The organism is Nocardia salmonicida NBRC 13393, assembly GCF_001613085.1.
Taxonomy (GTDB): Bacteria; Actinomycetota; Actinomycetes; order Mycobacteriales; family Mycobacteriaceae; genus Nocardia; species Nocardia salmonicida.
The window spans coordinates 19,230-35,049 of the sequence record NZ_BDBR01000057.1; the positions used below are offsets into that span (position 1 = coordinate 19,230).

At 67.2% G+C, this 15,820-nt stretch carries 7 protein-coding genes and 1 pseudogene; 7 read left to right on the forward strand and 1 reads right to left on the reverse strand.

Annotated elements, in window-relative coordinates; translation table 11 throughout:
* Position 1: 1 nt before the first annotated feature.
* On the reverse strand, positions 2 to 316 hold the full coding sequence (locus NS1_RS35405; protein ID WP_062991659.1) for a hypothetical protein: 315 nt from the start codon (positions 314 to 316) through the stop codon (positions 2 to 4).
* Between the two features lie 249 nt (positions 317 to 565).
* Here NS1_RS35405 and NS1_RS35410 point away from each other — a divergent pair, with 249 nt between their 5' ends.
* The 7 genes and pseudogenes from NS1_RS35410 to NS1_RS42675 all read left to right on the forward strand — a co-directional run.
* Positions 566 to 2,071 (forward strand): aspartate ammonia-lyase, encoded by a 1,506-nt coding sequence (locus NS1_RS35410; RefSeq protein WP_084504757.1) that lies wholly within the window; start codon positions 566 to 568, stop codon positions 2,069 to 2,071.
* A gap of 52 nt (positions 2,072 to 2,123) precedes the next feature.
* Positions 2,124 to 3,626: an MFS transporter gene (locus NS1_RS35415; RefSeq protein WP_062991662.1), complete on the forward strand. Its 1,503-nt coding sequence runs from the start codon at positions 2,124 to 2,126 to the stop codon at positions 3,624 to 3,626.
* A gap of 360 nt (positions 3,627 to 3,986) precedes the next feature.
* Positions 3,987 to 4,280: a hypothetical protein gene (locus NS1_RS35420; protein ID WP_157125576.1), complete on the forward strand. Its 294-nt coding sequence runs from the start codon at positions 3,987 to 3,989 to the stop codon at positions 4,278 to 4,280.
* Between the two features lie 146 nt (positions 4,281 to 4,426).
* Positions 4,427 to 5,086: a response regulator transcription factor gene (locus tag NS1_RS35425; protein WP_062991675.1), complete on the forward strand. Its 660-nt coding sequence runs from the start codon at positions 4,427 to 4,429 to the stop codon at positions 5,084 to 5,086.
* A 6-nt stretch (positions 5,087 to 5,092) separates the two neighbouring features.
* On the forward strand, positions 5,093 to 6,472 hold the full coding sequence (locus NS1_RS35430; protein WP_056820898.1) for a sensor histidine kinase: 1,380 nt from the start codon (positions 5,093 to 5,095) through the stop codon (positions 6,470 to 6,472).
* Between the two features lie 103 nt (positions 6,473 to 6,575).
* Positions 6,576 to 8,225 (forward strand): hypothetical protein, encoded by a 1,650-nt coding sequence (locus NS1_RS35435; protein ID WP_157125577.1) that lies wholly within the window; start codon positions 6,576 to 6,578, stop codon positions 8,223 to 8,225.
* A pseudogene (locus NS1_RS42675) lies at positions 8,226 to 12,095 on the forward strand (WXG100-like domain-containing protein); the annotation flags it as partial.
* Between the last annotated feature and the right edge of the window lie 3,725 nt (positions 12,096 to 15,820).

Here is a 15,820-nt window from a genome sequence, read left to right on the forward strand (position 1 = left end):
CTCAGAAGCGTGCGGTATTGCCGGCCTCGGTGCGGTCGGTTCGGTCGGCCGCACCGATCAAGCCGGTCCCGAACTCGCCGATCGTGGTAGCGAAATCACGGCCGCCGTCGAGCAGATTCGTGCGGGAACTGCGATACCCGGTTTTCCCGTCGGCGAATTGCCGACCATAGGAATCATCACCCCAGGTTTCGGTGCCGTTGGCGGCGACCACCGTTCGCAGGGTGGCCAGAACGGCATCCAAGCCGGCTTTCGCGGCGAGTAGTTCGTTGCCGCCGGCGCGTACTTCACCCGGCGAAATAATGATTGTTTCAGCCATGGTTTCGCCTCACTTGTCGTCGAGCAACGGAGCCTACCGGCGCGACAATCACCTAACCGTCGAGTTTCCGTTAATTCCTTGTTAGGCGAGTGTGTTTCCCTCGTTGGTGGTGTTCATCCAGATGAACACCTCGTCCACGAGGCTCTCGCGCGACGTCGGCACTGTCGCGCCGATGCTTCAATCGGTCTCGACGTCGTGGCGCCGAGCGCGCTGCCGCCGACGTTGAAACGACAATCGCAAGGAGTGCTGATGTCGACCGCGCAATCGTTGGCCGAGCCCCGAGTGGAACATGATTCGATCGGCGATCTCGCCGTGCCCGCGAGCGCCTACTACGGCGTGCACACCGCACGAGCCTTGGCGAACTTCCACGTCACCGGCGCCGCGATCGGTGATTTCCCGCTGCTCGTCGGGGCATTGGCCGCGGTGAAGCAGGCCGCGTGCCGAGCCAACCGGGAATTGGGACTGCTCGACCCGCGTCGCGCCGACGCGATCAGCACGGCGTGCGCGGAGATCAGGGCTGGGGCGTTGCTCGACCAGTTCCCCATCGATCCCATTCAGGGCGGCGCCGGCACGTCATCGAACATGAACGCCAACGAGGTGATCGCCAACCGGGCCCTGGAGCTGCTCGGTTTCGCGCGCGGCGACTACGACCAACTGCACCCGCTCACCCACGTCAACCTCGGCCAGTCGACCAACGACGTCTACCCGACCGCGATCAAGCTGTGCCTTGTCGGCTACCTGCGCGAACTCGTCGCCGCCCTCGCCGCCCTCGCCGATGCCTTCGACCGCAAGGCAATCGAATTCGCCGACGTCATCAAGATGGGCCGCACCCAGTTGCAGGACGCGGTGCCGATGACCCTCGGGCAGGAATTCGGCGCCTACGCCACCATGGTGCGCGAGGACTGCGACCGGCTCGCCGAGGGGACGCTGCTGCTGCTCGAGTGCAATATCGGCGGCACCGCCATCGGTACCGGCATCAACGGCCACCCCCACTACGCGGAGCTGGCCTGCCGCCATCTGCGCAAGATCACCGGTGAATTGGTGACCCTCGCCGACAATCCCATCGCGGCGACGCAGGACTGCGGTGCCTTCGTACAGGTTTCGGGAATCCTCAAGCGGGTGGCGGTCCAACTCTCCAAGATCTGCAACGATCTGCGGCTCATCTCCTCCGGCCCGCAGGCGGGGTTGCGGGAGATCAATCTGCCGACCGCTCAAGCAGGTTCGTCGATCATGCCGGGCAAGGTGAACCCGGTCATCCCGGAGCTGGTGAACCAGGTTGCCTTCGAGGTGATCGGCAACGACCTCACCGTCACCATGGCCGCAGAGGGCGGACAGCTGCAGCTGAATGCCTTCGAACCGGTCATCGTCTACAGCATGATGAAGTCGCTGACCCACCTCACTGCGTCCGTCGATACCCTCGCGACGGCGTGCGTGTCGGGCATCACGGCCAACCGTGAGCATTTGGCCGATGGCGTGCGCCGATCGGTCGGGGTCGTCACCGCGCTCGCGCCCGAGCTCGGCTACGCCGAATGCGCGAAAGTCGCTGCACAGGCCCTTGCCACCGGGACGAGCGTGGCCGATCTGGTAGTAGCCGAAGGTGTGTTGACCCGCGCCGAGGTCGACGAGCTGCTCGCGCCACGTCGATTGGCGGGATTGCCGCCGATGGTCGAAACTGCTCCGCAGGGGAACCGCGCGGCCAGTAAGGGTACAAGTGACAGTTCGGAGCCTCCGCTCGACCAGGTCCGCACCGGCTGAACCCGCGCCGAAACAGGTCAGGCCACGTCGACGCTGGCCGGTCCTGTTGATTGTGTGCGCGACCGGATTCTTGGTGAGCAAGGACATCTCGATGCACGCCATCGCGGTGCCGACGTTGCTCCAGCAGCTCGGTGACCGCGATGTCCTTGCTTTCTCGCTGTGGATTCCGAGGTCGTATGTGATCTCCCACGTGGCGTTTCTGATGCTCGGCGGCGTGCTGTGCGACCGTTTCGGCCCGAAACCGCTGCTCACCTACGGCTACCTGGGATATCTGGTCGGCCAATTCGCCCATCTGGCCCTCGAATCGACCTCGCTGCCGCTGATGATCGCCCGGATCTTGATGGGCGCGAGCGCCGCCGCGATGGTGCCGGCGGCGTTGGCGACGCTGTTGCGAGTGAGTGCCCCCGGCCTGCAACGGGCGCAAGCGATTCTGCTGTGGGGTGCCGCGGTCGCGGCTGGGGTGACGGTGGTGCCGCTGATCAGCGCGTTGCTGCTCGGGCACGTGTGGTGGACGCGGGTGATCGCGGTGGAATCGGTGATCGCGATCGCGTTATTCGTCGGCATTGTCGCGCTCGTTCCCACCTCGCGGCCGGACCCGGACGCGGTTGTCGACTGGCCGAGTGTCATCGCGACCGTCGCCGGCGCGGCGCTGCTCGCCTTCGGCTTCATCATCGCGCCGGACTGGGGTTGGACCGCGCCCGCTGTGCTGGCGTCGCTGCTAGCCGGCTTCGGCTTGCTCGTGGTCGCCACCATGACGCGGCGGGCGGGCGAGCTGCCGCACGACTGGCTGTTGCGGGCCGAACCGCGAGTACGCCCGGCCATGTTCGCGCTCGCCACGTCGGTCGTCGCCACTTTCGGCATGGTGTTCCTCGTCGTCCAGTACCTGCAGGCGGTGCGCACCGAGCACCCGGTTCTCGCTGGTCTCGCGATCTTCGGACCGACTTGCGCGGCGACGGGTTTCGGCGCGTGGGCCGGCTCGGCGCTCTACCGACGCACGAACACGATCGTGCCGCTGATCGTCGGTCTGACGACCGTCCTCGACGGGCTCGCTGTCGGTTTGCTGGCCGATGTCAATGGCGGACTCATGCCGATCGTGGTGATGGCGACGGTGGTCAACGCCGGGCTCGCCATCGTGATGACCGTCGCGCTCGGCGCCATCAGCGCGGCGCTGCCCGCCACGCGCCACGGTATCCCGTTCGCGGCGCAGTCGGTTGTCGTGCAGCTCGGCAGCATGCTCGGGGTCGCGGTGGTGAGTGGCCTCGTCGGTGAGGGGTACAAGGCGAAATTCGTGGTGCCGGCCCAGGTCGCCGCCCGTGACGGGCTCGCCGTCACCGGTGAACCACTCGGCCGCAGTGTCGCGACCGCGATCTCGGTCGACGATCAACTCGGCTGGCAACTGGCGGGCGCGGTGCGCACCGCGTTCCTCGTCGGCTTCCGGCACGGGGTCGTCGCGATCCTGCTCGTCGTTGCCGTGATGATGGCGGCGATCCTGATTCTGGCCGCGCGGCTGCCTGCGGCCGAACGCGCGCGGGAGCAGGCCGACCAGTCGAGCTGACCGCTACCCGGATGCGCGATTTCGCACATCAGTCGCCGCCGACATAAAATAACCGGTTGTTTTGTGTCGACCGAGTTACGGTCCTATTTGCCATGCGTAATCAGGCCGGGTCGCATTTGTTGACGGGGGCAATCCTCAAGGGATTACAGGGTTTCTCAAGGAAATCTAAAGATTCCAAGGTATCCGCAGTGGCATGCAAAGTGAATACTAAAAAAATGGCTTGACTATTGACGTCCATGGCAGGGGAGCGCTTAATTCGATATGGGTTCGAGAAATATCGAAAGGTTGGGTGTTGTGATGCGCGACGTCGAAAGGGTCACTTCGGTTCGCCGCCGGAGTGCCGAATTCAGCGCTCGGTCGATGCCGGGACGGACGCCGGCTGAAGAGACGCTCGCCCGCTCGCGAGCCGAGCGCGCGCAGTTCGAGCAAGGGCGACTTTTCCAGGCCGACCTGATCGAGGAAGCCGAACAGTTGCACGAGGAGATCCGCCTGCTGCACGAGGAACTGCGTGAGGTGTTCCGGCAACTGAGCAATCTTCGTCGCCGGTTCACCAGCTTGCCGCCGGCGCCGCGGTTGGTCGGCTTCCAGCCGATCGCCCTCCCGCCACAGCTCGGCGCAGGCAGTGCGGGAACGGTCGGTCGCGCCACCGCCTGACCCGCCAGTTCGCGCTACGATGTGACGTTTAATGGCAGTGTGTCACTACCCGATAGTTAGCGATTCTGTCAAGGCTGGAAAATCTTGGTGTTGTATCCTCACCCCTTGTTCGGGTAGCTCCTGGACGTGTGGAAGGGACCAGGGTCGTGCGGGTAGTGGTTGTGGAAGACGACGCTGGTGTCGCGGCGGCGGTCGTCGAAGGGCTTCGCGCGCATGGTTTCCCCGTGGTCGACCACTTCGCCAACGGGCTCGAAGTGCTCACCTCGCACACCGGTTACGACGCGGTCGTCCTCGACCTCGGGCTGCCGGATGTGAACGGGTACCTGGTATTGCGCCAGCTGCGCAAGGTCAGTTCCATTCCGGTCATCATTCTCACCGCCGAAGGTGACGAGCTCGCGGTCGTGTCCTGCTTGCGGGCCGGCGCCGACGACTTCATGGTCAAGCCGCCGCGCGTCGGCGAGCTCGCCGCGCGCATCGAGACCATCGTGCGGCGCGCGAGCCCGGTCGACGAGGTCGCGACGGTTGTGCACACCGGGGATGTCCGCATCGACCTGGCGGCCCGCCACGTCGAGGTCGCCGGTACGCCGGTCTCGTTGACGCAGAAGGAATTCGCGCTCGCTCGCGTCCTCGCCGACCAGGTCGGGGTCGCGGTCAGTCGCGAATCGATCATGCTCGAGATCTGGGGTGAGAAGACCTCGTCGACCTCACGAGCGCTCGACGTGCACATGGGCGCGCTGCGCGCCAAGCTCAACCGGCCCGGGTTGATCACCACGATCCACGGCTTCGGTTACCGCTGGTGTCGGTGAGCGGCGATGCGCGTTCGGCTGGTCACCTCTTTCACGTTGCTCGCGGCGATTTGCATGATCTGCTTCGCGACCGGAATCGGTTACGCGATCGCGGGTAGCCGCACCCAGGGTCTTGTCATCGCGCGGATCCAAGATGCCAATCGGTTCGCCGCGATGGCCTCGGCGAGCCCCGGTGTACTCGAGGCACAAGCGCAGTCGTACTACGAGCAGACCGGCAATGGATTGCTCGTGATCGCCAACAGCGGTCGGGTAATGGTGGATCTCGGGGTCGACCGAGGCAACCATCGGGTGGTGGAAGTGACGACCAATGCCCACCAATTCGTGCCCCCTGAGCCGCTGTACCCGTGGACCGAACGCCCGATGATCGTGGCGCAGCCGATCGGGACCTGGCCGCAGGCGGGCGGGGTGGTGGTGATCGCGATCTCGACCGAAGCGACGCGGCACGGGATCGCCGACAGCTGGATCCAACTCGGCTGCGTGACGTTGACCGCGATACTCGTCTTTCTCGGGCTCGCGCTCGGGGTCGCCGGGTGGATCTTGCGGCCGGTGTCGAAACTGTTGCGCGAGGTCGGGGCGCTGACCTCGACCCTGCCGGTGCGCGCGGACGGGGCACCGGCCAGGCGGTCGGCAGGACCGCCCGAGATCGCCGAACTCGCCGTGGGGGTGCAGACGGTGACAAGGGCGGTGGCCGAGTTGGCCGCCGCCGAACGTCAACTCGTCGCCGATACCGCGCACTCGCTGCGAAATCCATTGGCCGCGTTGGCTGTTCGCCTACAGGCTTTGCGGCCGATGGTTGCCCACGATCAGGCGGCCGCGACCTTCGTCGGGGTGGTGAGCGAAGTCGACCGGTTGTCGCAACTACTCGATGGATTGCTCAGCAATGGCGGAGAAGCCGGGTCGACGGTGCCCGCCGCGCCGCGCTGTGATCCGGTAGTGGTCGTGCGCGAGCGGATCGATGCCTGGCTCGACGCGTACGTGCGCGCGGGCATGGCATTGACCTCGGACACCGTGGACGACGGGCTGATCGCGACGGTGCCGGCGAGTGTGCTCAGTCAGGTACTCGATGTGGCGCTGAGTAATTCGGTGCGGTACGCCGGGCGTGACGCGCGCACGGTGATCAGTGTCGGCCGCGAGTGCGAATCGGTCGTTGTCTCGGTGTCGGACAACGGTATCGGTGTCTCGGCCGATGAGCTCGACCAACTCACCACCCGGTTCTTTCGCGGGGCGCAGGCCACATCGGGCGGGTCGGGGCTCGGGATGTCGATCGCGGCGACGCTGGTCACGCAGTACGGCGGGCTCTTCTTCGTCGATATCGCCGAACCGCACGGGCTTGTCGTGACCGCGAGTTTCCCCGTGGTGACGGCCGCCGAGCTTACGGTTGGGTGAACTGCTGAATCACAGGTGAACTCCGCGTTCGCCACCGGACGCGCTCGCGCGGTCAAGGCGACGATGGCGGAGTGTGTGACGCGGCGGAGAACAAGAGGCGACGGTGACCTCGCCCTTTCCTGACCCCGTGCGCAGTCCGTTCCTGCCCCAGCCCAACGGGTCCGGAGGCTGGAACTTGCCTTTCGGTCCCGGCGGTCGTTTCAGTTGGCCCGATGCTGATGGGCGGGTGCGGTGGCCGTGGGAGCCGCACGACCCGAAGCGCCCGCACGACCCGAAGCACCCGCACGATCCCAATGACCCGAAGCATCCGCATGATCCCCATGATCCGAAGCACCCCGGCGGTGGTGAGTCCGGAGGCGATGAGCCCGGTCACGGCTCCGGCAGACCTTCGGGCGATTCGCCGACTCCGCCACCGTCACAGCCGAGCCAGGAGGACGACCGTGACGACGAGTCGGGTTCGAGCCCGGATACGCCGTCTTCGGGAGGGTCTGGCGGTGGCCCGTCCGGTGGTGGCAACTCGGGCGGTGGCCCGTCCGGTGGTGGCAACTCGGGCGGTGGGAATTCCGGTGGTGGCAATTCGGGCGGTTCGTACACGGCGCCGTCGAACACTTCTCGTGCGCCCATCGAGGTCGAGCCCGACAAGCTGATGGAGGGCGGCAAACGCCTTGCCGAGTTGCCGAGCCTCTCAGGTGGGCTCTTCGACATCCTCACTCGCCTCAGCGACAACCTGGACAGACTCGGTCAGCCCTGGGGTGACGACGAACTCGGCGAACAGTTCGCCGCGGGCGATCAGGGTTACCTCTCGGCGGTAGACGCCCTTGTCGGCAATGCGAGTACCGGGTCGAATGCCGAGGGCGCGATCCCGGTGTTCGGTCAGCTGCTGGTGAACTACGGGCGGTCCGTCGAGGCGGCGGGCAAGGCGTTCTCGTTGGGTGAGGACCTGTACGCGCAGTGGATTCTGACCAACTACGTCAACGAGGACGCGCACGGCAATCCTGGCCCGTACAAGGGCCCACTCAGCTCGGACCCGAACTTCGGCAAGAACCCCGATGCCGACAACCCGCCGAAATCCGGTGGTGGCGGCGGGCAATCCGGCGGCGGCGATTCCGGTGGCAGCGGGGGCGGCACCTCGGGTGGAGCGTCAGGAGCCGGCGATGGATCAGGGTCCTCGGCGCCCGGCGGCGCGGGAGCTGGTCTCGGCAGCGGTGGCGCACCGGTTGCCAACTACGCCCAGTCGCCCTCACCCGATGGGTCGACCGTGTCCGGTCTCGCCGATACCGGCAGCGACCTCGGCAGTTCGCTCGGGTCCGTGTCCGGCTCACCCATGACCGACGGCATCACGACGGGAACCGACGGTCAGCCGGGTGTGGTTGCCCCGCTCGGCTTTCGCGCTATCGATCCGACAACCGGTCTGCCGGTGGACAAGAGCGCACCGGGTGGCGGGTCGCCGGGTGGCGGACGTGGCGGTCCGAGCGTGCCGGGCACGCTGCAGGGTCGCGTCACCGAGGCCGCCTACGACGGCGAGAAGTTGGCCACCAGGGCGGCGACGACCGGGCAGCGCGCCGGCGTCTCCGGCACCATGATGCCGCCTGGCATGCCGGGGATGCCGGCGACCGGCGCGTCCCCGCAGGGCGGTGCGGCGGGGGAGAGCAAGAACAAGCGAAAGGAACGGCGCAAGCCGGCGCAGGAGGTCGAACAGGAGACGACGACGCAGGACGCGTGGCAGCGGGCCGGTTGGCGGAGCGGGCAATAGATGGCAATTCCCGACGCGATCGCCAAATCCGACCTGAAGATTCCCGAGGACCTGCAGTTCCTCAGCTACCTCGCAGGCGGCGCCTGGCCGCAAGGCAGCGAGAACGGCATGTTCGCGCTGGCCGATGTGTGGTCGGGGTCGGCTGCCGAGCTCACCGATCTGGTCGAGAGCCTCAGTGATGTCATCGACGACATCATCGCCAGCTACAGCTCGGCCAAGGGCGGCTCGATGGCGAAGACGTTGGAGAGCCTCATCGACGAATCCGACACCTCGTCGTTGCAGGCGATCGCGGCGTCGATGAAGAACGTCGCGGCGACGTGCGACAAGGTCGGTTGCGCCATCCAAGAGAACAAGATCATGATCATCGCCGGTCTGGTGCAGTTGGTCGTCGAGATCGCGATCGCGTGGTTCTTCCCGCCGACCGCGCCCGCCGTGCAGACCGCGGCGATGACGTTTTGGCAGTTGGTCTTCGCCTGGCTCAAGCGCATGTTGCTCGAGGTGATCCAGGCGGCGTTGAACGCCATGCTCCAGCAGGTGATTCTCGACCTGCTGATCCAGCTGGGGCAGATGGCCGCCGACCACCGTGACGGGGTCGACTGGAACGCGGTCGGGCAATTCGCGCTCGGTGGCGCGCTCGGTGGCGCGTTCGGTGCTCTGTTCGGCAAGGTGACCGGTGACCTGATCAAGCACGGCGGCGCCAAGATCACCGGGACCGAGTTCAACAAGAAGTGGCAGCAGATGCTGCAACTGGGCGGCCAGGGCGCCGGTGGTGCTTTCGGCGGTATGGTCGGCGGTGGTGTCGCCAAGCAGATCCTCGAGGGTGGACCGTTCGAACTCGACCCACGCATGCTCGGCGCGGGCGCGGGTGGTGCGCTGGGCGGTGGTATTCGCGGATTCCGTTCGGGCGGTGGGAATGTCCACGTCGACGTGAACGTGGGCGCGCACGACGGTGGTTCGACGCCGCCGCCGCGCACCGATGGGGTCGGGCCGAAGCCCGGATCATTGCCGTCCGGTGACGCGGCGACGCCGTCGAAGTTGTCGGCCGAAGGTGATGTGCCGAATGCGAATACCGCGAGCAAGGACGCAACCGACTCCGGCGGATCGGTCACCGATGACTCAGGGACGACCGGCGACCGGTCGGTCGGCCACGACGGCACCGATACCACAAACTCGACCAATTCCCGTGACACAACGCATGATTCGGCCGCGAGTCCGCGCACCGACGGTTCGCGTGACACGCCCGATGGTTCGAGTACTCGCGCGGGCGCGCATGATGGCGACACGGCGTCGGCCACAGCGCCCAAGAGTGATGGCTCGGTGAGCGATTCGGTCGTGAGCCAGCAAACGCGGCCGATCGGACACCAGGAACAGCTGAGTCGACCTACCGGTGACAACACTTCGCAGAGCTCGGCGAAGCCGCAGTCGACGTCGGAGCGCTCGGTTACCCAGCCGTCGGGTCCGCGCGGCCAGGGCGCGGATTCCCGGATGACGCGTCCTGAACCGGAGTTGACGCGCGCCACCCCGCAGTCGCAAGTCCGCGATTCGGCGAGCACATCGCACGAGTCGACTATCTCGGCCGGCCACCGGTCCGATGAGGTCACACCGGTCTCGCGGCGCGGCGATGACAGCGCGTCCGTCACCTCACGGGTCGAAGCCGAACCGGTCAACAGCCACCGCGACGGCGCGGAATCGGTGGGGCACAGCCGCCCCGAATCGGACATCGGCGCCGGGTCGAAGGCGCAGGCCGACAAGCCGAGCGAGTCGAGCGAAGCGGGCGAGCGAGCGGGGTCGAACGCGGGCACCCACGATCCGGTGACCGGCAATCGCTGGCGGCTTGTCGATTCGGCGTTGCTCGGGCCGACCTGGCCCGGGTTCAAGCAGTTCGCCCGTGGCGTCATCGGCTTCCAGCAGATCTGGGAAGCACTGCACGGCAACAAGTCTCCGCACGATGGACGCGAACCGTTCCGGCAGTACCGCGACGGTGATCAACCGTTGCGTCCGCTGTTCGGACAGGAGAAGCCGTCAACTCCGCCCGTGGAGGGTGCGGGAGAGGTGCGCGGCCGTGACAAAGCGTTGTCGCGCGGCGTTTTCCGGTTCAACACCGACGAAATGTCGGACTACCGCTACAAATTCGACGCCGAGAACAACATCTGGACCAAAGACGGGACGCAACCTGCCCCCAAGGCCGAGGGCGCGAAGGAGGCGAGCAGGGCAAGTGACGCCGAGAGTCGGGGGCGGGCGCGGCCCCAAGGCGAGGACGGCGACGAGGTCATCGCCAAGAACGGCCGCAGCCAGATCGATACCCCGCGTAGCGGACCGCTGCTGCAGCGCTGGGCCGGCGGTACCGCCGACGCGATGCGCACGATCGTGGTCGATCACGACGGGCAGTGGTACGTCAGCAGCACGGTGCAACACGAGGCATTCCACAACGCCGGTGTGTATGCCGCGTTCCGTGGTCAATTCGTCAAGGGCGAGCTGATCGCGGTGCACGACTGGGCAGGCGCCTATCAGCCGGCCCCGGGCCGGGTGAAGGCGGCGCTCGACGAGCTCGGCATCTACGACCGGGTCCAGCATTTCGATCATCAGGGCACCAAGCACACCGACGCCGACACCTGGCCCGAGGCAGCGCCGCGTCGGCCGAGCGTCGACGAAGAGACCCTCGACTCGCTGCACACGCTGCGCGGCGACGAAGCGGTCGAGAACAAACCCGACGGGCCGCCCCGCGACCTGATGGCCGAGGCCGAGGACATTCTCGCGAAGTACGACCCGGTGGAGTGGGGCAAGCGGACCCCGACCGAGCTGGCTGAGGCGTTGGCAGGCAGCGCCAAGTGGGCGGCGCGTGATGCCGAAGGGGTGGCCGAATACCACAAGGCGGTGACCGCGGCGACCGAAGTCATCCGCCGTGGCACGACCAAGTACGACGCCGACGGCGCGGTCATTCAGAACGGCAAGACGATGTACGCGACCCAGGTGATGGGCGCGATGGCCATGCGCAACGGCCCGATCAATATGGCCGCCGGTGAGGGCAAGACGATGGTGTTCCTCGCCGACGCCATGATGAAGGCCGCCGGTGGAAAGAACGTGCACGTCTTCACCACCCGCGACACGCTCGCCAATGACGCGATGCGACTCTACGAGCAGGTTTTCAAGGTGCTCGGCGATGATTCCTACAACCTGGTGCGGATGTCGCCCCATGGTGTCGACGGGGTCGGTTCGGGAAACCCGGACCGGGCAACGGTTTTCGTCGGCACGCTCAGTGACGCCGGCTTCGGCCATTTGCGCAACAAGAAGATGGACGGCGATATCGCCGTCATCGACGAGATCGACGAGGCGCTGCACTACTCCGACACCACCTGGATCATCGCCGACGGGCCGAGTGACGCGACGCCGCAGGTCAAGGAACGCGTCGAATACGCGCACGAGTTCCTCACCGCGCAACTGAACTCCGGCGGCCTCACCCCCGAGCACTTCGGTCGGACCGCCGACCAGCCGTCGGGCCCGGCGACGATGACCAAGGAGGGCGCCGAGACCGTCAAGGAGCTGATCGAGCAGGACCTCCCGAACGCGACGCCCAAGGACGTCGATGACCTCCTCGCTCGGGTGCAGTCGGCGGCGACCGCGCGCTGGGAATTCGTCGAGGGCGACCACTACGTCATCGGCCCCGACGGCAAGGTCTACATCATCGACCAGATGACCCACGCGGTGATGTTCGACCCGAAGACCTCGACCGAGAGCCGCTGGAACGGCGGGTTGGCACAGGCGATCGAGGCCAAGCACGGCGTCCACATCCGCGGTGACTCGGCCTCGAGCCAGTCGCTGACGGCCAAGGATATGCTCGGCGAGAACTACACGTCGCTGACGGGCGCCTCGGGCACCGTCGCCGGGCTCTCCGACATCCTCGTCACCAAATACGGTATGTCGGAGGTCATTTCGATTCCGCGTCGCGAGGAATCGAAGTTGGCCACCCTCGATGCGCATACAGCGGTCGACCAAGCCGGCAAGCATCGGGCGATCGCGGCCCGGGTGGCGGCGGCCTACGAGGCGGGCAAGATGCCCGATGGCGGTAATAACGCGCTGCCGCACCTGATCATCGCCAATCGCAACAGCGAGGTCTCGGCGATCTCGAAACTGATGGAGTCCATGGGGATTGCGCGCGATCGGTTCGAGTCGGTCGACGCGGAGTGGATGGTCAGGCATGGGGAGAACTGGGAACGCGATCTCGCCGATATCCTGGCGACCGCCGGTGAGCGGGGCAAAATCCTGGTGATCAACCGGCAGGGTGGCCGCGGTGTCGATATCGAGGTCAGCGCGCAGGTGGACAAGGACGGTGGCCTGCAGGTCAAGATGTCGGGTAAGTCCGAATTTCGCGATATCGATGTGCAGGCCGAGAACCGCGCGGCGCGCAATGGGCAGAAGGGCAGCGTCGAGTACTTCTTGGCCGCCGACGACGCCCTGTTCGCCAAGGCACCGCACCACGCCATCACCATCACCCGCTACACCGACGCGGTCACCGCGCACGAGGACGCGGTTACCGCGGAGAGCGTGACCAAGAAGGCGCTCGACGAGGCCACTGACCAGGACCGACCCGCTGCCGAGGTCGCCCATACCGCCGCGGTGAAGGACCTCGCGGACGCGCTCGCCACGCGTCGGGCCGCCGAGACCGACATTGTCGCGCTCGCGACAACATTGCAGGCTGACAACGCGCGCCGGACCCTCCTCGACAACGGGGTTGTCCCCGCGTTGGCCGGCCCGGTCGACGGCCGGATCGAGCTGACCGATACGGCGTCGCGTGACCGGCGGGTGCCGCCCCCGGACTTCGAGCACCAGTCGGACGACACTGCCGACCGCGACCCCGACCGGCGCTCAACCGTTGATGATTCCGTCCGGGCCGAGCGAGTCGTCCTGACCTCGGTCGATGGTGTCGAAGCGCCGGATGGCCGGGTGTGGGAGCGCGCATCGAAGCCAGGCACCGACGGGCTGATCGAGATACTCGAGCGTGCTCAGTGGCTCACGGAGCCCGACGCTCGGCGGGTCGCCGCGTTCGAGGCGTTGCGCACCGATGGAGGGTCAGTGGGGACGATGTCGGAGCGGCACGCTGCGGCCGCCTCGTCGCTGAGCCTGAACTTGGATGTCCACCATCCCGACGGCAGCGTCACCCGACTGCGCCACGGGAATGACGCCGACCCGGCGACCGTGCTGTTCGCCGAGCGCGACACCGACGGGTACCTGTGGTCGGCGGTGCCACCGGGACATGTCGCGGCGCAGTCGACGAGCGAAGTCGCGCCCGGATTAGAGTCGGCCGCAATCGATCTCGGCGCTGCCGCGTTCACCACCTTGGAGCTCGTGTCGCACCAGATCGTGATCGACGCGGCGACCGGGCGTTGGGTTACCCCCTTCGGGCTGCCCGCGCAGACCGGGTGGGGACAGCTCAACTCGCCACGCACCAGGCGGGCGAATGCCGCCGTCACCGGCGATGGCCGCACCTATCTGCTGCCCGGCGACGCAACCGGTGACCCGAGCCGATGGCAGCGCGCACTCGACGAGGTCGGGGCGAGCACACTGCTGCAACTCGAGATCCACGACGGCATCACCTACACGGCCGTCGACGAGTTCTTCGGCAAGGCGCAGAACAGGGCGCGGATCGACCAGGCGCTCGTCGGCTGGGCCGCGCAGGGCCTGCATGTCCACGCCGATTTCCATCAACTGATGATGGATCTGACGTCGCTGAGCACGGAACAGTTCGCCGCGCTCGAGGAGCCGGGCGGCTGGCACGCGGTCGGTCATATCGGGCGACCAGCGGTGGCTGTACTTCGGCGGCTCGACGCCGACGGACAGGTGCCGGTCGTGCATTCCTCGCCCACGCGTACCGAGCAGGTGCCGGACACCCGAGCGCGCGCGGCGGCCGACCGAGCGCGGGCGATCGAGCGGCGGTTGGCGGTCGATGGGTCGATCCCGTTCGTCGGGATCGATGCCTTCGCCGTCGACACCGATATCCTGTTGTCGCCCAACCGCGCTACCTCGCTCGCGCCGCAGCTGCGTTCGCGCGAGGACGTCGCCGTTGTCGCCGACGCCGAGGGAATTCTTACCGTGGCGGCATCGACGGCCATCGAGTACCTGGTTGTCGGCGCGAACGGCGAGCACTGGGTGACCGGGCAGGCATTGACCGCGAGCGGGTTCGCGTGGGATTCGGCGCGCGAGGGGTTCGCGCGTAGCGTGACGGTCGGCGGCGTGACCTGGTGGGAGTACGAGAGCGTGGTCGTCGACCCACGGACGGACCGACCTGGCCAAGTACTCGTGCGGTTGCCGGGCGGTGTGCACTGGCTCGGCGAGGCGGACGCGGCGGCTGTCGGACTCCTGCGCCCGGATCGCTTGCCACGCCCCCTCTTCGGCGGGCACAAACCGGCCGCGACCGATCTGGACACGCTCCCCGGGTGGCCCGTCGTCGAGCAGTTGCGCGAACACGCGACGCGCCCGGCGGCGATCGGGTCGATGCTGCGATTCGTGGTCCGCGCCGGAGACCGACATCTGCGCGTTCCGGGTTCGGTGGTGGACGCCGCGAGCAACTGGGTTGACGACAACGGCGACATCATCGGTGGCGACGGCGCTGTGGTGCTCAGAGACGCCGACGTCATCGCGATCGAGGTGTTGCTCGGAGTCGCAGGCGAGCCGCGTTGGGTGGCTGTCGACCGGTTGAGGACGCTGGTCCCTGGCGCACACGAGGCAGCAGCCAGTTGGCCCGCTGTGGTACTCGCCGCGAATGCGATCGTCGCCGAGCATATTTCGCGGCTCGCGCCGTTCGATGCGCCGTCGCTATCGGAAGCGATCGCCCCGACGACGACACCGACCCTGCTCACCGCGCCGATGACCGATGCCGAGATCGAGCTGTTGGTCGGCGGCTGGACTCCGCCGTCGCGGTCACTGCCGCGGGCGGTGCCCGCGGGTGCTGTCGCGCCGACTGTCGTTACGGGCCACCCCGGTCGCGCCGTCGCCGCCATGTTCGGGGCCGCAGTCGCATTGCCGTTGGTTGCCACAGCAGGGACGATTACGACGGTGGTCCGTGCTCCGGCGGGGTCGCGGCCCACGTTCATCGAGTCGTCGAATGTGCCGGTCCCCGGGGACGTCGGCGCGATCCTGCTGCCGGAGGACGGGTTCTTCCCGAGAGCCGATGGAGTCGACCATATCTTGGTGGCCGGGCCGAAGGGTCGATCGTGGGTCTCGCCGACCGACCTCGCGGCGGCCGGGTACCGGTGGCAGCCGGACAAGCAGTGGTACGCGAGGCCGGTCACCCTGGCCGAAGGCGTCGAACTCTTCGAGCACGACCTGGTCGTTGTCGCGCCCGGTGCCGACGCGACAACTGTGCTGCTCACCGTCGGCGACACGACGCACACGGTGTCGGCCGAGGTCGCGGCAGGCGTCGGCCTGGTACCGGACCGGGAATTGCGCGGCCCCATCTTCGGCACCGCGGGGCCTGAATCGGCTGACCTCGAACGCTTTCGGGGCGTCGCGGGCACGGTCGCCTGGCCAGTGCTCAACCAACTCGCGGCGTTGGCGACCGACCCCGCCGTGATTCTTTCGATGACCCGCTTCGTCCTCGC